This is a genomic window from Streptomyces sp. DH-12, from assembly GCF_002899455.1.
GTDB lineage: Bacteria > Actinomycetota > Actinomycetes > Streptomycetales > Streptomycetaceae > Streptomyces.
In genome coordinates, this window is sequence record NZ_PPFB01000001.1 from 4,007,241 (window position 1) to 4,027,511 (window position 20,271).

At 73.4% G+C, this 20,271-nt stretch carries 17 protein-coding genes, 3 tRNA genes and 1 pseudogene; 11 read left to right on the forward strand and 10 right to left on the reverse strand.

Annotation, left to right across the window (positions count from 1 at the left end; all coding sequences use genetic code 11):
- Positions 1 to 373: 373 nt before the first annotated feature.
- Complete coding sequence (locus C1708_RS16845) at positions 374 to 682, forward strand: hypothetical protein (RefSeq protein WP_133169068.1); 309 nt, start codon at positions 374 to 376, stop codon at positions 680 to 682.
- 267 nt (positions 683 to 949) lie between these two features.
- Here the strand turns inward: C1708_RS16845 and C1708_RS16850 are convergent, their stop codons facing one another.
- The 3 genes from C1708_RS16850 to C1708_RS16860 form a co-directional block, all read right to left on the reverse strand.
- On the reverse strand, positions 950 to 1,915 hold the full coding sequence (locus tag C1708_RS16850) for a DUF5926 family protein (protein ID WP_106413461.1): 966 nt from the start codon (positions 1,913 to 1,915) through the stop codon (positions 950 to 952).
- Positions 1,916 to 2,222: 307 nt separating this feature from the next.
- Positions 2,223 to 2,867, reverse strand: coding sequence for an ATP-binding protein (locus tag C1708_RS16855; protein WP_106413462.1), 645 nt, complete (start codon positions 2,865 to 2,867; stop codon positions 2,223 to 2,225).
- Between the two features lie 213 nt (positions 2,868 to 3,080).
- A complete protein-coding gene (locus C1708_RS16860; protein WP_106413463.1) occupies positions 3,081 to 3,911 on the reverse strand; it encodes a glycerophosphodiester phosphodiesterase in 831 nt (276 codons plus the stop codon).
- A gap of 294 nt (positions 3,912 to 4,205) precedes the next feature.
- On the opposite strand from C1708_RS16860, the gene C1708_RS16865 reads away from it, so the two are divergent.
- The 3 genes from C1708_RS16865 to C1708_RS16875 all read left to right on the forward strand — a co-directional run bounded on the left by C1708_RS16865 (position 4,206) and on the right by C1708_RS16875 (position 6,732).
- Positions 4,206 to 5,666 (forward strand): S1C family serine protease, encoded by a 1,461-nt coding sequence (locus C1708_RS16865; protein ID WP_106413464.1) that lies wholly within the window; start codon positions 4,206 to 4,208, stop codon positions 5,664 to 5,666.
- A gap of 64 nt (positions 5,667 to 5,730) precedes the next feature.
- Positions 5,731 to 5,817: transfer RNA gene (locus C1708_RS16870), tRNA-Ser, on the forward strand.
- A gap of 366 nt (positions 5,818 to 6,183) precedes the next feature.
- Positions 6,184 to 6,732, forward strand: coding sequence for a DUF4262 domain-containing protein (locus C1708_RS16875; protein WP_133169069.1), 549 nt, complete (start codon positions 6,184 to 6,186; stop codon positions 6,730 to 6,732).
- 30 nt (positions 6,733 to 6,762) lie between these two features.
- Here the strand turns inward: C1708_RS16875 and C1708_RS16880 are convergent, their stop codons facing one another.
- The 4 genes from C1708_RS16880 to C1708_RS16895 all read right to left on the reverse strand — a co-directional run bounded on the left by C1708_RS16880 (position 6,763) and on the right by C1708_RS16895 (position 9,239).
- Positions 6,763 to 6,987 carry a S1 domain-containing protein gene (locus C1708_RS16880; RefSeq protein WP_106413466.1) on the reverse strand — a complete coding sequence of 75 codons (225 nt, stop codon included), beginning with the start codon at positions 6,985 to 6,987 and terminating at the stop codon, positions 6,763 to 6,765.
- 323 nt (positions 6,988 to 7,310) lie between these two features.
- Positions 7,311 to 7,850 carry a DinB family protein gene (locus C1708_RS16885; RefSeq protein WP_106413467.1) on the reverse strand — a complete coding sequence of 180 codons (540 nt, stop codon included), beginning with the start codon at positions 7,848 to 7,850 and terminating at the stop codon, positions 7,311 to 7,313.
- The gene (locus tag C1708_RS16890; RefSeq protein WP_106413468.1) at positions 7,847 to 8,278 is read right to left on the reverse strand and encodes a hypothetical protein; all 432 of its coding nucleotides are present in this window, start codon (positions 8,276 to 8,278) and stop codon (positions 7,847 to 7,849) included. The genes C1708_RS16885 and C1708_RS16890 overlap by 4 nt, the downstream gene beginning before the upstream one ends.
- Before the next feature lie 100 nt (positions 8,279 to 8,378).
- Positions 8,379 to 9,239, reverse strand: a complete 861-nt coding sequence (locus tag C1708_RS16895) for a bifunctional DNA primase/polymerase (RefSeq protein WP_106413469.1) — start codon at positions 9,237 to 9,239, stop codon at positions 8,379 to 8,381.
- 358 nt (positions 9,240 to 9,597) lie between these two features.
- Between C1708_RS16895 and C1708_RS16900 the strand changes: the two genes are divergently transcribed.
- The 3 genes from C1708_RS16900 (at position 9,598) to C1708_RS16910 (ending at position 12,537) form a co-directional block, all read left to right on the forward strand.
- Positions 9,598 to 9,888 (forward strand): hypothetical protein, encoded by a 291-nt coding sequence (locus C1708_RS16900; protein ID WP_106413470.1) that lies wholly within the window; start codon positions 9,598 to 9,600, stop codon positions 9,886 to 9,888.
- A 291-nt stretch (positions 9,889 to 10,179) separates the two neighbouring features.
- On the forward strand, positions 10,180 to 10,740 hold the full coding sequence (locus tag C1708_RS16905) for a SigE family RNA polymerase sigma factor (protein WP_106413471.1): 561 nt from the start codon (positions 10,180 to 10,182) through the stop codon (positions 10,738 to 10,740).
- A gap of 144 nt (positions 10,741 to 10,884) precedes the next feature.
- A complete protein-coding gene (locus tag C1708_RS16910) occupies positions 10,885 to 12,537 on the forward strand; it encodes a long-chain fatty acid--CoA ligase (protein WP_198602516.1) in 1,653 nt (550 codons plus the stop codon).
- A 126-nt stretch (positions 12,538 to 12,663) separates the two neighbouring features.
- On the opposite strand, the gene C1708_RS16915 is transcribed toward C1708_RS16910, so the two are convergent.
- Together C1708_RS16915 and C1708_RS16920 are read right to left on the reverse strand one after the other, a co-directional pair.
- Positions 12,664 to 17,592: a hybrid sensor histidine kinase/response regulator gene (locus tag C1708_RS16915; protein ID WP_106413473.1), complete on the reverse strand. Its 4,929-nt coding sequence runs from the start codon at positions 17,590 to 17,592 to the stop codon at positions 12,664 to 12,666.
- Between the two features lie 216 nt (positions 17,593 to 17,808).
- Complete coding sequence (locus C1708_RS16920; RefSeq protein ID WP_106413474.1) at positions 17,809 to 18,318, reverse strand: SSI family serine proteinase inhibitor; 510 nt, start codon at positions 18,316 to 18,318, stop codon at positions 17,809 to 17,811.
- 178 nt (positions 18,319 to 18,496) lie between these two features.
- Here C1708_RS16920 and C1708_RS16925 point away from each other — a divergent pair.
- Both C1708_RS16925 and C1708_RS16930 read left to right on the forward strand, forming a co-directional pair.
- Positions 18,497 to 18,587: transfer RNA gene (locus C1708_RS16925), tRNA-Ser, on the forward strand.
- 200 nt (positions 18,588 to 18,787) lie between these two features.
- Positions 18,788 to 18,860, forward strand: a tRNA-Arg gene (locus C1708_RS16930).
- Positions 18,861 to 18,937: 77 nt separating this feature from the next.
- Here the strand turns inward: C1708_RS16930 and C1708_RS16935 are convergent.
- A pseudogene (locus C1708_RS16935) lies at positions 18,938 to 19,147 on the reverse strand (site-specific integrase); the annotation flags it as partial.
- 127 nt (positions 19,148 to 19,274) lie between these two features.
- On the opposite strand from C1708_RS16935, the gene C1708_RS16940 reads away from it, so the two are divergent.
- On the forward strand, positions 19,275 to 19,634 hold the full coding sequence (locus C1708_RS16940) for a helix-turn-helix domain-containing protein (protein WP_106413475.1): 360 nt from the start codon (positions 19,275 to 19,277) through the stop codon (positions 19,632 to 19,634).
- 76 nt (positions 19,635 to 19,710) lie between these two features.
- Complete coding sequence (locus C1708_RS16945; protein ID WP_106413476.1) at positions 19,711 to 20,121, forward strand: VOC family protein; 411 nt, start codon at positions 19,711 to 19,713, stop codon at positions 20,119 to 20,121.
- The last annotated feature ends 150 nt before the right edge of the window (positions 20,122 to 20,271 follow it).

Sequence of the window (20,271 nt, forward strand, 5' to 3'; positions counted from 1 at the left end):
CTCGGCGCCCGGTGCCGGGCCGCTGTCTCCCGGGGCATGCCGCGTCATGCCGGGGGGCCGTGCCAGGACGTCCCGCAGAGCCCCTGCGACCGCCCTCGCGGGCGTCGCGGCGGCCTGCGCGGTCGCTCAGGCCGCCGGCGGTGGCGTCCGCGGGCCGGGACGACGCCGGGCGTCCGGCCTCGGCCGGTCCGGACGATCTGCGTGCGGTGTCCGTCCCTGAGCGGCGTATCGGCGTCTCATCGACCTCCTCGGCCGGGGACGCCGCCATGCTGCGGATGCCCACGGCGGGCCAGGCGCCGCCCGGCACGCCTCTGCCGACCGCCCTGCGCTGCGGTCCCGCGCCGTTCTCCCCGGAGGGAGCCGAGGCGCGGACGTGCGTGGCGGTACAGGGGGAGGACGTGCGGGCGCGGACGCGTGGGCGCGGGTGTACCACCACGACACCACCGGCGTGCCCCTGGACGCCGCACCGTCCCTCCTCGGCCCGGAGGGGCACGGCGTGCGGAGCCGGTGCACGGCGGACGCCGGGGACGGCCCGCCCCTGTGCGAGACGCCGCGTGGGCACCTGAAGGGCGAGCCCGTGTGCTGCACGGTGGTGGCGGAGTTCGCCGCCCGCCCGGACGGCGCGGGGGACGGGCGGCTGCTGTGGGCCGGGAGCAACTCCCCGTCGGCGAAAGGCCGGTGAGCGGAGACCTGGAACCGCCGGACGACGGCGGCTCGTGAGGGCGGCCTGCCGCGGGCACGCAAAGACCCGGTTGCTGGCGACGGGGGATGCACCAGCAACCGGGCTACGGGAACGGTAACAAGAGATCGGCGGTAAGCAAATTCGATCTCGGCGTTTCCGGTCACCGACTGGCTTGCCCGCACGGGGAGTTGCGCACGGGCCGGGTGGTGCGTCCCCGGTCGGTCCGGCCGCCCGGGGACACTGTTGAGGAGCCGGACGCGGAGCCTCTCAGCTCAGCGTGACCTGGCGGTTCGTCAGGCCGCCGCGTGCCCGGCGCTCGTCCGCGGTGAGCGGAGCGTCGGTCGCCAGCGCGTCGGCGAGCCGCTCGGCGAACTCGGCGGCCGGCTTCTCCACGTCCTCCGCGCGGACCTCGCTCGGCAGGTCCCAGACCGGCACCGTGAGCCCGTGAGCGCGGAAGGAGCCCACCAGGCGGGTGCCCTCACCGAGGGAGGAACGGCCCGCCGCGTGCAACCGCGCGAGAGCGTCCAGAAGCTGCTCCTCCGGGTGCGGCATGACCCACCGCAGATGGTTCTTCTCGGGCGTCTCGCACCAGTACGCGGAGTCCACGCCCGACAGCTTGACGGTCGGGATGGCCGCCGCGTTGGCCCGCTCCAGGGAGGCGGTGACGTCCGGGGTGGCGTTCTCCGGGTCCGGGACCCAGAACTCGAACCCGTCGTGCACCAACGGCTCGAAAGCACCCTCCGGGTCGAGCAGGTCCTGCAGCCGGGGGCCGTCGGCGGGCGCGCGACGGGTCTGCACCGGAGTGCCGGGATCGGCGGTCAGCGCGCGCTGCAGCGTGTCGGCGAGGTCGCGGCTGATGTCCCCGGAAGGGGTGTCGTTCTGCAGGCCGAGCAGCACCGAGCCGTCGTCGCGGCGCAGCGCCGGCCAGGCCATCGGGAGCACCGTGGCCAGCGTGACGGACGGGACGCCCTCGGGCAGGCCGTCCTTCAGGGTCAGCTCGACGGTCGCGGCCGGCACCAGCTCGCGCAGCGCCACCCAGTCGCACTCGCCCGGAAGGCCCTCGAACGGACGGTGCACCAGCTCGGTCACCGCCTGCGCGGCGGCACGGCCGTGACACGCCTTGTAGCGGCGGCCGCTGCCGCAGGGGCAGGGCTCGCGGGCGCCGACGACCGGGATCTGCCCGTCCGTGAGCTGCGGGCGCTTGGCCTTCGTCTGGGATCGCTTCTTGGCCATCGTGGGTGTCTCCCGGTTACGACTCGTCTCGTACGGCGCGAGCCTAGCCGTTCGCGCCACGGCTGACGGGAACCTGTGGACGACGGGGCGGTCTGTGGACGACGGGGAGATCCGGGGACAGGGTGGTCCGTGGACGACGGGGCGTGCCGGCGCTGCCCGCCTCGGGAGCCGGCGGGCGTCAGCGTGACCCGCTCGGGAGCACGCCCGCCCGGGGAGCGGGGCCTCCCCGCACCCAGGGAGCGGCGCCGGCCTCGACCCAGGCCGGCGCCGGTACGGACCGCCCTCGGTCCTGCCCTCGGTCCTGCCCTCAGTCCAAGTCGTCGAAGACGTCCGCGAAGTCCAGTCCCGTGATGCGGGAGACCGGCGGGGCGGTGATCCGCGCGGCGAAGTCCTCACGGCGGTGACAGCTCCCGGCGTCCGGATCGTGCACGTCCTCGTGGACGACCACCCACACCGTGACCTCGCCGGGCACCTCGTCGCGCACACCCCAGTCGTCGGAGAGCGCCGAGATGATGTTCAGCCCGCGGCCGCCGTGCGCGGTGACCGACGGGGTGGCAGGCGCTGGGCGGGTCGGGCCGCCCCCGTCGGTGACCTCGACGACGAGCCGGCCGCGCGGGTCCACCCGCCAGGCCGCGCGCACGTCGCCGTCCCCGGCCAGGCTGTCGCCCAAGGGCCGGCCGTGTTTGCACGCGTTGCTCAACAGCTCGGAAAGGATCAGTACGGCATCGTCGATGACCGATTCCGGCACGCCTCCGTCGCGCAGTTGCGCGCGCATCCGGCGCCTTGCCTTCCCCACGCCCGCAGGGCCATGGGGCACGGCCATGCACGACGACGTGGGCACCTCCTGTGCCACCACCAACGCCACCCCCGAGACCTCCTTCGCCCCACGCCACGGTGTGGATGCCCCATCGGCCTGAGCCGGAAACCGGCCGGTCCGTGCGCGGTGACGCACTCGGAACGGTCGAGTACGCACCGAACGCGCCGGAGCACTCCCCGTAGTCGCATGGCTGGATTTCGTCGATGTGGCCGAGATATGAGGATGTGGGCGACGGGTCCCGTTGGTCAAGAGGCAGGAGGGATCCACGGGGACGCATGGGGCGGATGTGGCGGAGGGAGGGGCGGCCCCACGTGGTCCCCGAGGTCTGCCTCGGCCGGTCCGTGCCGGTCAGCGGCCGAGCCGGTCCAGCACCGCGCGGGGCCGGTTGGTGATGATGGCGTCCACGCCGAGGCTCACGCACAGGTCGACGTCCTCCGGCTCGTCGACCGTCCAGACGTGTACTTGGCGGCCGGTCCGCCGCAGACGCTCGATGTACGTGGGGTGGCTGCGCAGGATGCGGATCGACGGGCCCGCGATGTCCACGCCGTCGGGCAGCCGGCCGTCGCGCAGCCGCGGTGTGACGAACTGCATGAGGTAGACCGTCGGCAGCGTCGGGGCGGCGGCCCGCACGCGGTGCAGGGAGCGCGCGGAGAAGCTCATCACGCGCACCGGCGAGTCCTCGCGGGAGGCGGGCGCGTCCAGCCCGAACCGCTTGAGCAGGAGCAGCAGCCGTTCCTCGACCTGGCCCGCCCAGCGTGTGGGGTGCTTGGTCTCGATCGCCAGCTCCACCCGGCGTCCGGCGTCGGCGACGAGCTCCAGCAGCCGCTCCAGGGTGAGCACGGAGGTGGCCTCGCGGTCCTCCGGGCGGTGCTCCCAGTCGGGCTCCTCGACGCGGGGCCCGCCGGCCGCGTCCCGGGTCTTCCAGGAGCCGAAGTCGAGGGCGGCGAGGTCGGACAGCTCGAGCGCGGAGACCGCACCGCGCCCGTTCGACGTACGGTTGATGCGACGGTCGTGTACGCAGACCAGGTGTCCGTCGGCGGTGAGACGTACGTCGCATTCGAGTGCGTCCGCGCCGTCCTCGATCGCCTTGCGGTACGCGGCCAGCGTGTGCTCAGGGGCGTCCTCGGAGGCCCCGCGGTGCGCGACGACTCGGGTCAGGTGCTGTCGTGCGTGGGTCACCGCGTCATGGTGCCACCGCTCGCCGGCGGATGTGCGGGCGGTGTGGCGTGATCGGCACGGCCGTCCGGTCGGAGCCATCGAGTGGCGCACCTTACGTGAGTAATGCCCTATATAAAGAATGGCCCCGGACCCACAGGAACGGCTTACGGTGCCCTGACGGCGTGTGGGAAAAGCTGACGTCATACAAAGAGACGTGCACAGCTCCATCTGCATCGCGCCGGACGTCAGGCGCGCGTGACATGCGGGCCCGAGTGCGACCGAGACCAGATAAGCCGTGGATCGAGGAGAGAAGCTGTGAGCACCGAGAACGAGGGCACCGCGGTACCCCCGGCCCCGTCGGCTCCGCCGCCCCCGGCGGATGCTCCCGCTGCTTCCGCACCCCAGGGCGCACACCCGGGGTCGGCTCCGGCGGCCGGCCATCCCTACGGCCCCCCCGCCCCCCAGACGCGCCAGGACGCGGGGGCCGGTGAGTCGTCCTCCGCCCCCGACCCCTCCTGGCCGCCGCCCCCGCCGCCGTCCACCCCGGCGTACGGCGGCGACGGCGGTGTCGGACACGGCGCCGCGGGTCAGGGCGGTGGCGCCGCGGGTCAGGGCGGTGGCGGCTGGGGCTCCACGTACCAGCAGCCCGCGCCGAAGAACGGCCGCCGGCGCGGCGGCCTGGTCGCCGCGGTGCTGGTGGCCGCGCTGGCCGCGGGCGGCCTGGGCGGCGGCCTCGGCTACACGCTGGCCCGGGAGAACGACAGCGGCGGTTCGACGACCGTCTCGTCGACCACGAGCGGCGGCAACGTCAAGCGGGACCCGGGCACGGTCGCCGCGGTCGCGGCGGCGGCGCTGCCCAGCACGGTCACGATCGAGGCCGCGAGCAGCAGCGGCGAGGGCGGCACGGGCACGGGCTTCGTCTTCGACAAGCAGGGCCACATCGTCACCAACAACCACGTGGTGGCGGACGCCGTCGACGGCGGCAACCTCTCGGCGACCTTCCCGGACGGCAAGAAGTACGAGGCCGAGGTCGTCGGCAACGCGCAGGGGTACGACGTCGCCGTCATCAAGCTGAAGAAGGCGCCGTCGGACCTCAAACCGCTCACCCTGGGCAACTCCGACGACGTGGCGGTCGGTGACTCGACCATCGCCATCGGCGCGCCGTTCGGCCTGTCCAACACGGTGACCACGGGCATCATCAGCGCGAAGAACCGCCCGGTGGCCTCCAGCGACGGCAGCGGCAGCAAGGCCTCCTACATGAGCGCCCTGCAGACCGACGCGTCCATCAACCCGGGCAACTCCGGCGGCCCGCTGCTGGACGCGCAGGGCAACGTGATCGGCATCAACTCCGCGATCCAGTCGACCAGCAACGGCGGCTTCGGCACGGGCCAGGCCGGTTCGATCGGCCTCGGCTTCGCCATCCCGATCAACCAGGCCAAGTACGTCGCCCAGGAGCTGATCGAGACCGGCAAGCCGGTGTACGCCAAGATCGGCGCGTCGGTCTCCCTGGAGGACACCACCAACGGCGCGAAGATCACCGAGCAGGGCGTGGGCGGCACCGAGCCCGTCGACCCGGGCGGCCCCGCCGACAAGGCAGGACTGAAGCCCGGCGACGTCATCACCAAGCTCGACGACCGGGTCATCGACTCCGGCCCCACCCTGATCGGCGAGATCTGGACCCACAAGCCCGGCGACGAGGTCACGGTCACCTACGAACGCGGCGGCAAGGAGTACACCACGGAACTCACCCTGGGCTCCCGCGTGGGCGACAGCTGACCCCACCCGCCACCCCCGAACCCGTTACCCTTGTCCCCGCGCCGCCGATCACCGGCCGGCGCGGGGAGGCGTGCCCGAGCGGCCGAAGGGAACGGTCTTGAAAACCGTCGTGGCAGCGATGTCACCGTGGGTTCAAATCCCACCGCCTCCGCGCTGAGCGCAGTGGGAACGGCCCCTGACCCGGGTAGTTGGTCAGGGGCCGTCACGCTGTCCGGCGCCCGCCGGGCACCGCGTCTCCCGTGGTTTCCCGCTCCTGCGGCCACGAGGGACGGGCATCGTGCGTGGTGAGCGGGAGAGCGTTCCTGAGGCCGAGGAGTGAGGCGTCCTCGGGGGGCGCGTGCCTCGGTTCCGGTTGTTCCACGGCGGGGGTGACGGTGATGCCGGTCTCCGCGAGCTCACTGCTCTGACCAGCTCAGACGCCGTGGGTTTCTGTCGTGGTCGGCCGACGTCGGGTGCCCTCGAGCGGTCCGGAGGCGGCTCGTGCCGGCCGTGAGCGCAGGCGTCGTAACCTCCCCGGGTGGACGACTCCTCCTGCTTCTGCCTCCTGTGCGCCCCTCCTTCGGACGGCCCGGCCTGGAAGGAACGTGATGGCCGCATAGCCGCAAGCGTGTCGGAGTCCGGCTGGCACGTGATGGGGGTCGGCGCCGGGGACGATGAGCCGGGGGACTGGGCTTACTCGATCGGCCTGTGGCACACCCTGCGCAGTCCTGAGGTTTGTATTTTCGGCCTGCGGGTCGAGACGATGATGCCCATCCTCAACGTCGCAGGCGGAGAGATCCGTAACGGCCGCCCGCTGGAAGCCGGCCAGGTGCGTGACGACATCCTGAACGGCTGCCCGGTGACCGTCCGGCCGGTCCACCCGAGTTGGTACCGGGACTTCTTCGGCGCCGGGATCGACTACCACCAGGCTCCTCCGCTTCCTGTCGCGCAGTTGTTCTGGCCGGACAGGGAAGGCCGCTTCCCCTGGGACGGCCAGGCCGAGGAATACTGCCGCGCGAGTCAGCCACTTCTGTGGATCCCGAAGGAGGAAACCGGCGGACCGTGGGCTCGTCCCGGCTGCGGCTGACGTTCGGTCCGCTGATGTCAGGTGTGGATGTCAGGCCGGCCGAGGCACGATGTTCACCGCCCGGTAGTCGTACCCGTCTTGCTTGAAGCCGGGGGCTTCCCACTGGAGGTCCACCTGCTGTCCCGGCGACAGCGATCGGTAGCCCTTCATCTGGATATGGGAGTAGTGGCCCCAACAACCGCCGGGTGTCTCCGGGCAGTCGAGCACGCCCCACCCTTCCTCGTCGTGCCACTCGCGGACAGTCGCAGTCACCATGCGGGGAACCTTACGGGTTCCGTATGCGCCGGGGTACCGGGAACCTCAGCTCGGGAAGCTCGGGTTCTACGGGGCGGTGGCTTGCTGACCTGCTGCGGAGCGGCTTCGTGATCTGTGGGTGTGCTGGGCGGGCGACGGCTGTCGACCGTGGCTGACCTCTGCGTCTGGCACGGTTGTGGCACGGCCTCGGCCGACGGCAGCCGGCCGCGACGACGGGTGCGTCAACCGATCGGGCGCGCGGGTGCCGGCAGCCCGGCAGACCCTGGACGCCCTGTCCAGGCCGGGCAGGGACCAGGGCACAGGCTGGGCGGCGTCGGCGTCGGTCATGACGCCGCCCGCAGCATGCGGAGCTGGCCGATCTCCGCCGCGTTCTTCATCAGTTCCGCGTTCACCCACGCGAGCATGTGCGCCTTCGTGTGGGCCGGGTCGTCGGGCCAGGGGAAGGGGGCCGTGGCGTCCAGGTCGGTGTCCGTGAGGGTGTCGAGACAGGCGAGCCACTCCGTGCGCAGGGAGCGGAGCCAGGCGACCGTGGGCTCGCCCTCGCCGGGCCACACGATGTCGGTCCGCTCGCGCGGGCGGTCCCCGCGGGCGTGGTCCAGCGTCACGCTCCACCACCAGCCGATGTGCCAGCTCACCCACGCGACGGTGGGCACCGGAACGGGGTCCGGTTCCGTGTCCGCCCAGTCGGGGACCCAGGTGCCCTCGGGGGACCGGCGTACCGTCCAGCAGAGCGGGGCGGGCTCCCAGAGGAAGTCCTCCGGTTCCAGGCGTTCCAGGTGGTACTCGAACAGGGACCAGGTCAGGTCGAACTGCCAGCGGATCAGCTCGACCCGGCCGGCGGCGCCGGGGGCGGTTGTGGTCACAGTTCCTCATCGGTGGCGAGTCGCTCCCAGTCCATGTCCAGCAGAGCCGTCTCCGCGTCGCAGCCCGAGGGGACGCGCGACGTCGGCTGGAACCAGACCACGGTGAGGCGGGAGCGGTACAGGGCGCGGTCACGGCCGGGGGCGAGGGCCTCGGAGCGGAAGCTGCCGACGCAGGTCACGGCGGGCAGCACCTCCACCGGACCGAAGCCGCCCGCGTACTGGTCGGGGTACTCGCGCGGCGGCGGGATCAGGTGCACCGGGACGCCCGGGTGCACGCGTTCGGCGGACCGGAGCAGCCTGGCGATCACGAGGTCGTTCAGCGGCTTGCACGGGTATCCCTCGAGCACGTTCCCGTACGTCGCCGACAGGCGCAGCTCGGCCAGGTCGACCGGGCGGCCCGAGGCGAGGACGACGCGGGAGAGTGCCATGGTCGGCACTTTAAGGCGCTGGTGCATGCGGGTCTTTCGATTTTCGGGCGCGTGCGCGGGTGAGGGCGTGAGCGGGGTGTGGGCGAACAGTGCTGCGGCCTCAGTGGCCGGTCATGCGGGCGGCCGACGCGATCGTCGCGCGGGCCTCGCGTTCGGACAGGCCCGTGGCGCGGGCCGCGTCGACGAGGGGTTCCACCAGTTCGGGGGTGAGGCCGCCTTCGTAGGCGCGGCAGGCCGCCCAGAACAGGCGGGTGTTGCGCTGGCCCTCGTGCGCCCCGAGCACGAACTGCACCAGGCCCTGGCCGTGTCCGCCGGCGGACGGCGGTGCGGGGTGATGCGCGCGGGGCGGCGGCAGGAGCAGGCGCAGCAGGGCCGGCGGGCAGGGCGCGGGCGCCAGGTGCGCGGTGCCGGGCGCGGCCCGGTACGCGCCGCGTTCCGTACGGGAGCCGGGGCCGACGAGATAGCCGCCGGCGCCCCGGATGTCGATGCCGGGGGCGAGACGGCCGGCGGAGTTGGGGACGACGACGTCGGGCGGTCCGCTCAGCCAGAGGTGGCGGCCGCCGCTCGGGGTGAGGACGACCACCGTGGGCGGGACGGTGAAGCCGTGCCGGGAGGCGAGGGTTCGGAGGGCGGCGCCGGGGTCGGTGCCGTTCTTGGTGTCCAGGTCGACGCCGATGAGGTGGTACGGGGGCAGGCCGCAGGCGATGCCGTAGCCGGTCGCGCGGGGCGCGGCGGCGAACAGGGCGCGGATCCGAGCCGGGTCGGTGGTGGCGTCGTACACGCCGTGGCCGAAGCGGCCGCACTCGCCGTGGCAGGGCGGGTGGGCCGGGTCGTCGCGGTGGGGGGAGCGCAGGGCCGGGAGCTTGGTGCGGGACAGCGGGATGACGGCCAGTCCGCGTTCGGCGGCTGACAGGGCGTGTGCGAGGGCCAGCGTCGTGGCCTGCCGGTCGGTGGTGGCCATACTCCTATGTTCGTACACATGTTCGAAGAAGGGAAGGGGGTGAGGAGCGGCGCGCCCGGGGCGTGGGGGCGGATCGGCGTGACGCTGAAACGCTTCCTCCCTTGGGGCGTCGGGGTCGGCGCCGCCCGGTGGTGAGCGGGCCGCGCATCAGGGTCGAGTCGGGGTTTATCGGCGGGTTCTCACGCTTGCGTGCGAATCATGGCTTCCGGGGTGGTTCAGCGGGATCCGCTGGGCAATCCTGATCTTGCGACGTCGCGCACAGCACCAGGGCGGGGGGCCTACTCCCCTGGTGGAAGCCGTAGTTCACGCATGGACGGCCTTCGATCCGGTGCGTCCTTGGTTCTGGAGGGAACACAACATGGCAAGCATCCGTACCGCCCGCGTCATCGCCGCCGTCTCCGCGCTCCCGCTCGCGGCCGCGCTCCTCGCGGGAGTCGCGACGGCGGACAACGGCGTCGGCGCCCTCGGTACCGGAGTCGGCGGCGACAACTTCGGCGACTCCGCCACCACACAGCAGCAGGCCACCGGATCCGGAGCCGAGAACGAGAGCAATACCGCCCAGGTCAACGGCTCCGCGTTCACGAGCGTCAACCAGGGCGAGGACAACGTGGCCATCAGCTTCTCCCCCTTCTGGTGGCCGGCGCTCTGACGGAGCGGGAGGGGGCGGGAAGAGGGGGGGGCAGGGGGCGGAGAGAGGAAGGAGCAGGGGGCGGGAAGAGGGGGAAGCAGGGGGGCGGAGAGCGGGAGGAGGGCGTCCGTGCGGCGGCGCTACGGTGCCGCCGCGCCGGGCGCCGGCGCTCAGGGACGACCCGCACGGTCCCTCATCCGCTCCTCCACCTACAGGAGGTGCGGCGGGCCCCGCCCCTACAACCTGAGGGGGATCCGGCTTCGGGACCTGCGGCCGATCCGCCGGACCGGCCCCGCTCATAGCGTGGGGGACATGACCACACCCGTCTGCACCAGCGCTTCGAACGCCGCCGCCCCGGCGAGGCAGACCCTCCCGTACGCGTCGTTCTCGTCGTACATGAGGGCCCGCCAGCCGGTGCTCCTGCGGACCGCCCGGTCGCTGACCGGAAACCCCAGCGACGCGGAGGACCTGCTGCAGACCGCGCTCGCCAAGACGTACGTCGCCTGGGAGCGGATAGAGGACCACCGGGCGCTGGACGGCTACGTCCGCCGGGCGCTGGTGAACACGCGCACCTCGCAGTGGCGCAAGCGCAAGGTCGACGAGTTCGCCTGCGACGAGCTGCCCGAGCCGGACCCGGTGCCGGGCCGCGACGACCCCGCCGAGCAGCAGGCCCTGCGCGACGCGATGTGGCGGGCGGTCATGCGGCTGCCGGCCCGCCAGCGGGCGATGGTCGTGCTGCGGTACTACGAGGATCTCAGCGAGGCCCAGACGGCGGAGGTGCTCGGCGTCTCGGTCGGGACGGTGAAGTCCGCCGTGTCACGGGCGCTCGGCAAGCTCCGGGAGGACGCCGAGCTGGGACTTGTGAGGAATTGAGGAGGAACGGGCGGAACCTGACGGGGGACGCCGTCCGCCGAAGCGTGATCGATCATCCGCTCCCCTAGTGACATACCGCGCGGTATGTGCGCAGAATCAGCGCAACCCGTACCGACGCCAGGCAATGTCGCCCAGGAGGACGCCGTGCTGAGCACCATGCAGGACGTACCGCTGCTGATCTCGAGGATCCTGACCCACGGGTCGACGATCCACGGCACTTCGCAGGTGATCACCTGGACCGGCGAGGGCGCACAGCGCCGTTCCTACGCGGAGATCGGCGCCCGGGCCGCCCAGCTGGCGCACGCCCTGCGCGAGGACCTCGGGGTCACCGGCGACGAGCGGGTCGCCACCCTGATGTGGAACAACGCCGAGCACGTCGAGGCGTACTTCGCGATCCCCTCCATGGGCGCCGTGCTCCACACCCTCAACCTCCGTCTGCCGGCCGAGCAGCTCGCGTGGATCGTCAACCACGCCGCCGACCGCGTCGTCATCGTCAACGGCTCGCTGATCCCGCTGATCGCCCCGCTGCTGCCGCACCTCAGGACCGTCGAGCACGTCGTCGTCTCCGGCCCCGGTGACCGCGCCCCCCTGGCCGGCACCCACGTCCAGGTGCACGAGTACGAGGAGCTGCTCGCCGGGCAGCCCGTCGCCTACGACTGGCCGGAGCTGGACGAGCGGGCCGCCGCCGCCATGTGCTACACCTCCGGCACCACCGGTGACCCCAAGGGCGTGGTCTACAGCCACCGTTCGATCTACCTGCACTCGATGCAGGTGAACATGACCCAGTCGATGGGCCTGACCGACCAGGACACCTCCCTGGTCGTCGTCCCGCAGTTCCACGTGAACGCCTGGGGCCTGCCGCACGCCACGTTCATGAGCGGCGTCAACATGCTGATGCCGGACCGCTTCCTCCAGCCCGTCCCGCTCGCCGAGATGATCGAGGGCGAGAAGCCGACCCACGCCGCCGCCGTCCCCACCATCTGGCAGGGGCTGCTCGCCGAGCTCACCGCCCGCCCCCGGGACGTCTCCTCCCTCACCCAGGTCACCATCGGCGGCTCCGCCTGCCCGCCCTCGCTGATGGAGGCGTTCGACAAGCTGGGCATGCGGGTCTGCCACGCCTGGGGCATGACGGAGACCTCCCCGCTCGGCACGATCGCCCGTCCGCCGGCCCACGCCGTGGGCACCGACGAGGAGTTCGCCTACCGGCTGACCCAGGGCCGCTTCCCGGCCGGCGTCGAGGCCCGCCTCACCGGCCCCGGCGGCGAACGCCTCCCCTGGGACGGCGAGTCCGCGGGCGAGCTGGAGGTGCGCGGCCCGTGGATCGCGGGCGCCTACTACAACGGCCCCGACGCCGAACCGCTGCGCCCGGCCGACAAGTTCAGCGAGGACGGCTGGCTCAAGACCGGCGACGTCGGCACCATCAGCCCGGACGGTTTCCTCACCCTGACCGACCGCGCCAAGGACGTCATCAAGTCGGGCGGCGAGTGGATCTCCTCGGTGGAGCTGGAGAACGCGCTCATGGCGCACCCGGACGTCGCCGAGGCCGCCGTGGTCGCCGTCCCCGACGACAAGTGGGGCGAGCGCCCGCTCGCCACGGTCGTCCTCAAGGAGGGCGCCACCGCCGACTTCACCACCCTGCGCGCCTTCCTCCAGGAGGAGGGGAAGATCGCCAAGTGGCAGCTGCCGGAGCGCTGGACGGTGATCGAGGCGGTGCCGAAGACCAGCGTCGGCAAGTTCGACAAGAAGGTGCTGCGCCGGCAGTACGCCGAGGGCACGCTGGATGTCACGCGGATCTGACCGAGGTCCGGACCCGGTCGCGCGCCGGGCGGTGGGCGCCACACCCGCGCCCACCGCCCGGCGCGCCGCCGTTTCCGCTCACGGCTCGCGCGCCGCCGTTCTCGCTCACGGCTCGCGCGCGGGCGGTCAGTTGGTGCCGATCCGCGACAACAGGTCGACGATCCGCTCCTGCACCTCGACGCTGGTGGACCGCTCCGCGAGGAACAGCACCGTCTCGCCGGAGGTCAGCCGGGGCAGGTCCGCCGCGTCCACGGCGGCCGTGTAGACGACCAGCGGGGTGCGGGTGAGCTGCCCGTTCGCCCGCAGCCAGTCGATGATCCCGGCCTGCCCGGCCTGGCGGTGCACCCGCATCAGGTCCATCACCACCAGGTTCGGCCGGAACTGCCCCGCCAGCGCCACCGCGTCGGCGTCGCTCGCGGCCCGCGCGACCTGCATCCCGCGCCGTTCCAGCGTGCCGGTCAGGGCCAGTGCGATCTCCGCGTGCTCCTCGATCAGCAGGACCCGCGGCGGGTGCTGCTCGCTGTCGCGCGGCGCGAGCGCCTTCAGCAGCACCGCCGGGTCGGCGCCGTACGCGGCGTCGCGGGAGGCCTGCCCGAGTCCGGCCGTGACCATCACCGGCACCTCGGCCGCGCCCGCCGCCTGACGCAGCGACTGCAGGGCGGTGCGCGTGATCGGTCCGGTCAGCGGGTCGACGAACAGCGCCGCCGGGAAGGCCGCGATCTGCGCGTCGACCTCCTCACGGGAGTGCACGATCACCGGGCGGTAGCCGCGGTCGCTCAACGCCTGCTGCGTCGACACGTCCGGCGCGGGCCACACCAGCAACCGGCGCGGGTTGTCCAGCGGTTCCGGCGGCAGTTCGTCGTCCATCGGCTGCGGACGCGGCGGGTCCGCCACCTCCACGGCCCCGCCCGGACCGTCCAGCGGCTCGGGACCCTCGGCGGCGTCCGCGTCCGGCGCCCCTATCGCGTAGGAACGTCCGGCGGTCTCGGCGGGCGGCGCGAGCCGGGACTGCCCGGACGGCGTCGGCGTGGGCTGCGCCGGAGGCTGGGCGAAGGCGGCGGCCGTGCCGCGGTCCTGTTGCGGTGCGGGCGCCTGGCCGGCGGGCGGCGCGGGTTCGGCCGGAGGGTGCGGGCGGGCGCCCTGGGCGGCGGCGGGGGCCTGCGCGGCGGCGGGGGCCTGGCCGCTCGCGGCGGCCTGGTCGTTGCGGGTGCCGAGCTTGCGGCGGCGACCGGAACCGCCCGGCTGGTGCGGAGGCGGCGTGGCCGACGCCGACGGCTGCTGCACCTGGGCGGCCTGCCGGTTGAACGGCACGCCCTGCCCCAGCGTCCGCACGCTGATGGCACGCCCCTGCGTCGAGTTCGGGTCCACCGGCGCGGCGGCCTCGGCGGGCAGCGGCTGGGCGGCCCGCCGGTCCGGCGCGGGCGCGTCCTCGGGCGGCAGCGGGGTGCCGCCCGACGGCGTGGGCTGCGACGCGTTCGGGAGGGGCACACCGGCGCCGGAGGTGTCGCTCGCGGCGGGCCACTGCCGCGGGGCCGGAGTCCCGGCGGGCGGGGTGGCCGCGTTCGGCGCGGGCCGGCCGTGCTGCGGCGCGGCATGCGCGGGCGGTGTCTCGGCGGGCAGCGGCTGGGCCGGCGGGAGCGGGGCCGCTGCGGGCACGCCCTGCGGAGGCACCGCCTCCCACTGCTCGGAAGCGCCGGGCGCCTGCGCGGCCTCGGACGGCGGAGCGACCGCACGGCGACGGCGGCCCGTGGGCGCGCTGGTGGGGTGCGGCTGCGGCGGGGTGTGGTCCTCGGACTGGTCCAACGGCACGGCGTCGTGCCGGCCGGCATCGGCCGGGGCACCCTGCGGCGCGGGAGCCGGGGCGGGCCGCGCGGGAGCCTGCGGTGCCGGAACACCGGGCTGGGGCACCTGAGCGGCGGCGCCGGCCGGCTGCGGGGCCGGCGGTACAGACTGCGGGGCCGGCGGTACGGGGGCCTGCGGGGCCGGCGCGTCGGACCCGACGGGCTGCGGGTTGGGCGCGGCGGCCTGAGGCGCGGACGTCGCGGCCTGCTGGTTCGGCGGGATCGGCTGCGGAGTGGGGCCGACCGGCTGGAGGTTGGGCGCGGCGGGCTGGGGCGCGTGTCCCGCGCCCTGTGGGTGCGGGGGTACGGGCTGGGCGTTCGGGCCGGCCGGCTGGAGGTTCGGCCCGGCGGCTCGCGGCGCGGGCGCTGGGGCCTGCGGGTGCGGGGGAACGGCCTGCGGTGCGGACGGCGCCGCCTGCCCGTTCGGAGGCACGGCCTGCCCGGCGGCCGGAGGCACAACCTGCCCGGCGGCCTGAGCCACGCCCTGCGCAGCGGCCGGAGCGACCGGCTGTGCACCCGGAGCGACAGGCTGCGGAGTCTGCCCGTTCGGTACGGCACCCGGCGCCGCCTGCCCAGCCGTCCGAGCACCCGGAAGTTCCTGAACACCCGGCACCTGACCCGGTGCCACGGGCGACTGCGGAGCCTGCCTCTGAACCGGAACCGGGACCGGGACCTCCGCCGGAGGCATCTGCCCGGCGGCCTGCTGGCCGGGAGCCGACTGCGGCGCCTGCCCCACGACCTCGGCCTGCCCTGCCTGACCAGGCTGTCCTGCCTGGACCGCCTGCTCGTCCTGGTCCGCCCCCGCAGGCGGCAGCGCGAACACCGTACGCGGTGCCGCCTCCTGCGCCGCCGCACGCTCGTTCGCGGCGGCCAGCGCACGCCGGCGCCGCCCTGTCGGCTGCTGCTGGTCAGGGCCCGCACCCTGCGCCGGGACGTGCACGGCGACCCCGCCCTGTGCCGCGCCGGACGCGCCGTTCGCATCGGAGGCCGCGGGCAGCGCGGGCGCGAGCGCCTGCTGCTCACCGTCCGCGCGCCGGGCCCGACGCCCGGACGGTGCGGGCACGCCCTGCGGCGGAACGGTCCCGCCCAGCCCCGTGTTGGAGGCCGCGGCGCCCGCCGCGTGCTCGGCGGCGGTGACGACGGAGCCCTCGGACACCCCCGCACCGGCGAGCTCCACCTCGGCACCGGTTGCGCCCGCCGCGTCCTCGGCCGGCCGGCCCCGCCGCCGCCCCGTTCCGCCGGACACGGCCGCACCCTCACCGGACACCTGCGCCGGCAACTGCGCCTGTACGGGCTCCACGGGAGGAGCCGCACGCCGCCTCCGCCGCCCGGTGGGCTGCGGTGCCTCCGCGGCGGGAACGGCGGGATCCTCACCGTCGCCGCTGCCGCCGTCCGGCACGTTGCTCTCCAGGAAGGCGTCGACGGACGAGCGCCGCGCCCGGCGCCCTCCACCGCTCGGCGAGGGCTCGGCGTGAGCGGCGGCCTCCTCGGCCTGCGCCACCGCGTCCTGCACCACCGCGTCCTGCGGTGCGGCGGAGGCCGCCACGGCCCCCGCCCCGCCCCCGATCGGCACCTCGAGGACGAACGCGCTGCCGCTCATCCCCGGCACCTCGTGCGTCTGGAGCACTCCGCCGTGCGCCCGGACGATCCCGCGCACGATCGGCTCGTGCACCGGGTCGCCGCCGCCGTACGGGCCGCGGACCTCGATGCGGACGACCTCGCCGCGCTGGGCCGCCGCGACGACGACCGTGTTGTCCAGGTAACCGCCCGCCGACAGGGGCGTGTTGCCGGTCGCGTCGACGCCCGCGACGTCGGCGACCAGGTGGGCGAGGGCGGTCGCGAGCAGTCGCGGGTCCACCTCGGCCTCGATGGGCGGCGCGTGCACCGCGAACTGCACGCGGCCCGGCCCGATCAGCTCCACGGCCCCGTCGACACCGGCCGCGACGACCGCGTCGAGCATCACCTTCGTGCGGGCTATCTGCTCGGTGCCGGCGTCGAGCCGCTGGTAGCCGAGGACGTTGTCGATGAGGGTGGTGATGCGGGAGTAGCCGGCCGACAGGTGGTGGAGCACCTGGTTGGCCTCGGGCCACAGCTGCCCCGCGTCGTCGGCGGCCAGCGCGGACAGTTCGCGGCGCAGTTCGTCGAGCGGGCCGCGCAGGGAGCGGCCGAGGAGGGTGAGGAGCTGTTCGTGCCGGGCGGCGAGGGCCTCGTAGCGGTCCTTCTCGCGTTCGCCGAGGGCGGCGTACCGCTCCTCGTGCGCGGCGAGTTCCTCCGCGTGTTTCTCGCGGAGCTCCTCCACCTCGGTGACGTGGCTCTGGCGCAGGGCGGTCAGTTCGGAGCCGTGCTCCTCGGCGAGCCGTTCCAGCTCCTCCGCGTGCTCGCGCTCGGCGTTCTCCTTCTCCTTGACCAGCGCGTCGTAGGGGCGGCGGTCGAGGAACGTCATGACCGCGCCGACGAGCTGGTCGCCGTCGCGCACCGGGGCGGTGGTCAGGTCGACCGGCAGCTTGTCGCCGTTCTTGGCGTAGAGGACCTGGCCGCGCACGCGGTGCTTGCGGCCGGAGCGCAGGGTGTCGGCGAGCGGGGACTCGGAGTAGGGGAAGGGGGAGCCGTCGGCGCGTGAGTGCAGCACGAGGGTGTGCAGTTCGCGGCCGCCGAGCTCGCCGGCCCGGTAGCCGAGGATCTGGGCGGCGGCCGGGTTGACCAGGACGATCCGCCCGTCGGTGTCGGTGCCGACGACGCCCTCGGAGGCGGCTCGCAGGATCATCTCCGTCTGCCGCTGCGACCGGGCGAGCTCCGCCTCGGTGTCGACGGTGCCGGAGAGGTCCCGGACGACGAGCATCAGCAGCTCGTCGTCGGTGTAGCCGTAACTGTCGTAGGTCTGCTGGTTGTTCTCCAGGTTCGCACTGGTGACCTCGACGGGGAACTCGGTCCCGTCGGTCCGCCGGGCGATCATCCGGGTCGGCTTGGTGCGGCCGCGGGGGTCGATGTGGTCGGGCCGCCGCATGGAGCCGGGGATGAGCTTGCTGTCGAACTGCGGCAGCAGGTCCAGCAGCCCGCGCCCCACCAGGGCGGTGCCCGGCGCCTCGAAGGCCTCGAGGGCGATGGTGTTGGCGTTGACGACGGTCCCGTTGGCGTTGACCAGCACCAGGGCGTCGGGAAGCGCGTCCAGTATGGCTGCGAGGCGAGCAGCGCCTCGGGATGGCCTGCTGCTCACGAGACGCTTCCTCCCTGTTACCGCGACGTGCCGACCGTCCGGGCCATCCTGCCAACCGGCCCGCGACGTGTCACGGGAGGGAGTCTAAGGGCTGGGGGTGCGCCGGGGGTGCCGGATGGGACGCACATCGCACCGCGAGGTGACGGTGATGTGACGTCCGGTACGTCCGGAACCGTGCCTGCCTGGGCCGACGCACCGCGAAGCTTCGCGGGACCTTCACGCCTCCCGCGCACCCGCCGCCCGGCCCGCCTCGGGCAGCAGCGGCACGAGCCGGTCCCAGCGTGCGATCGCGCACCCGTTCGTACGGTCGTACGCCGCGTCGACGCGGCGGCCGGCCCAGGTGCCGGTGATCCGGGCGGTGGCGGGACCGCCGTACCGCAGGGTGCACACGGCGTCCCGCGGCACCGGCGCGAAGGCGTCCTGTCCCCACCGGGTCTGCCGCTGGACGGCCGCGCAGGCCCCGTCGGGGTCGGGATGCGTCCCGCCGCTCGGCCGGCACCGCACCTCGTACGTCCCGTCCGCCCCGCCGCCCGCGTCCCGCACGGTGACGGTGAGCCGGCCCCCGTCCCGCGCCGGCTCATCGGCCCGCGCCGGGGAGGGGGACGCGGTGAGCGAGGCGAGGACCGCGACGAGGGCGGCGCCCCCGGCGAGGAACCGCCGCCGCGGAGACGGGGAAGCGGTGGAGGACGAGGCGGAGGGGGAAGGGAGGGAGGGCAGGGCGGTCATGCCGTGCTCAACGCGCCGGAGCGCGGGACGTTGCGCCACGGCGGCGTGCCGGTCGTAAGGGCTTTGCCCTGCGGGCTCCCCGCCTAGTACCGTGGGGGGCGATTGGTGACACCCCACGCGGTTGTGTCATCATCGGCAGGCACCACCCACTCGCGCTCGCGCGCAGCAGGTTGTGCAGGGAGGCGTCGCCTAGTCCGGTCTATGGCGCCGCACTGCTAATGCGGTTTGGGCCTTAAAGCCCATCGAGGGTTCAAATCCCTCCGCCTCCGCCCCGCACACGAAGCCCCGGCCCCAGCGGCCGGGGCTTCGTCGTTCCCGCGTCGCCCCGCCCCCCGGAAGTCCGTGTTTTCGCAGGTCACAAGGGGTAGGGCAAGCGGATTTCACATGGCGGCGGCAGTCATGTAATGTTCTTCCTGTCGCCGCGAGCGGGCCGAAAGGGCCGGGAGCGGCGAGACAAATGAAGAGACAAGCACTCGTAGCTTAACGGATAGAGCATCTGACTACGGATCAGAAGGTTGCAGGTTCGAATCCTGCCGAGTGCACACGGACCAGAGGCCCCGGAGAGATCCGGGGCCTCTGGCGTTTGGGCGCGTACACGCAGTGAAGTACAGCAACCGCGTCAGCCGGTGCCGCCCATGACGTCGGACGGCTTGCCGATCGCCGCCCGCGCCTCTTCCTCGTTCGCTTCGGCGTGGACCTCCATCGTCATGGCGATCCGCGAGTGCCGCAGGACGCGCTGCGCCGCCCCCGGGTGGACCTTCGAAGTCACCAGGAGCGAGCAGCACGTGTGCCGGGTGCTCCGGAGCGGGATCTCCCGCAGTCCGGCGCGCGGGACGGGGGCTGAGGTGAGCGGTCGGCTTGGGAGGCCCTGGAAGGTCCGCCGTCCTGGGGCCTGTCCGGGTGGACCATGATGAGATGGCGCCGTGAGCCTCGCTGCAGAAGAGACCAATCGTCGTATGCTCCGAGCGCGTGACGTGATGGACCGCAGCTACGCGCAGCCGCTGGACGTCCCTGCCCTGGCCCGCGTCGCACACGTGTCGCAGGCCCACTTCACGCGTACCTTCCGGGCCACGTTCGGTGAGACACCGCACCGCTACCTGCAGCGTCGCCGCGTGGAACGGGCGATGTTCCTGCTACGGGAGACCGACCGCAGCGTGACGGACATCAGTTTCGAGGTCGGCTTCACCAGCCCGGGCACCTTCAGCCGGACGTTCCGGGACATCGTCGGCCGGTCGCCGCGGACGTACCGCAAGGAAGCGGTTGCCACGGGTGTGCCGACGTGCTTCACGATGGCGTGGACTCGGCCGCATGCCTGACCGGCCGGTGGAACGTCTTGTCCACTGAGCAGTTTTGGATAAGTTTTCGTCCCGGCTGATCACTAGTGTCAGTGTCATGTTCAACGCCATCACGCAGTCGCAGATATACGTCCTCGACCAGGACGAGGCCGTCGACTTCTACGTCGGCAAGCTCGGCCTGGAGATCACCGCAGACGTCGACATGGGTTTCATGCGCTGGTTGACCGTCGGCGTACCGGGCCACCCCGAGCGGCAGATTCTTCTGGAGAAGCCGGGTGCGCCGGCGATGTCGGAGGAGACGGCGGAGCAGGTGCGCGAGCTGGTGACCAAGGGAGCCATGGGCGGCTGGCTCATCCTCACCACGGACGACTGCCGCAAGACCTACGAGACGCTGCTCGAGAAGGGGGTGGAGTTCACCGAGGAGCCCACCGAGCGTCCGTACGGAATCGACTGCGGTCTGCGTGACCCCTTCGGCAACCGCATCCGCTTCACCCAGCCGAGGGCCTGAAGCACTCCGGCACTTCGACATCCGCGAACGGTCGCGCCTCGGGCCCGGCATACGGCACAGAAGTACAGCGACCGCGGTGGCTTGCAGCCAGACCACAGTGACACCCATCGGCCGCCGGAAAGCCTGCATGGCCCGTGCGGAACCATCCCA

What these genes read in the sequence shown, in the direction of transcription:
- C1708_RS16850 (WP_106413461.1), bottom strand. Translation starts at nt 1,915, where the DNA reads ATGGCCAAGAAGCGATCCCAGACGAAGGCCAAGCGCCCGCAGCTCACG.
- C1708_RS16880 (WP_106413466.1), bottom strand. Translation starts at nt 6,987, where the DNA reads ATGGTGACTGCGACTGTCCGCGAGTGGCACGACGAGGAAGGGTGGGGC.
- C1708_RS16890 (WP_106413468.1), bottom strand. Translation starts at nt 8,278, where the DNA reads ATGGCACTCTCCCGCGTCGTCCTCGCCTCGGGCCGCCCGGTCGACCTG.
- C1708_RS16895 (WP_106413469.1), bottom strand. Translation starts at nt 9,239, where the DNA reads ATGGCCACCACCGACCGGCAGGCCACGACGCTGGCCCTCGCACACGCC.
- C1708_RS16900 (WP_106413470.1), top strand. Translation starts at nt 9,598, where the DNA reads ATGGCAAGCATCCGTACCGCCCGCGTCATCGCCGCCGTCTCCGCGCTC.
- C1708_RS16905 (WP_106413471.1), top strand. Translation starts at nt 10,180, where the DNA reads ATGACCACACCCGTCTGCACCAGCGCTTCGAACGCCGCCGCCCCGGCG.
- C1708_RS16920 (WP_106413474.1), bottom strand. Translation starts at nt 18,318, where the DNA reads ATGACCGCCCTGCCCTCCCTCCCTTCCCCCTCCGCCTCGTCCTCCACC.
- C1708_RS16940 (WP_106413475.1), top strand. Translation starts at nt 19,275, where the DNA reads ATGCTCCGAGCGCGTGACGTGATGGACCGCAGCTACGCGCAGCCGCTG.
- C1708_RS16945 (WP_106413476.1), top strand. Translation starts at nt 19,711, where the DNA reads ATGTTCAACGCCATCACGCAGTCGCAGATATACGTCCTCGACCAGGAC.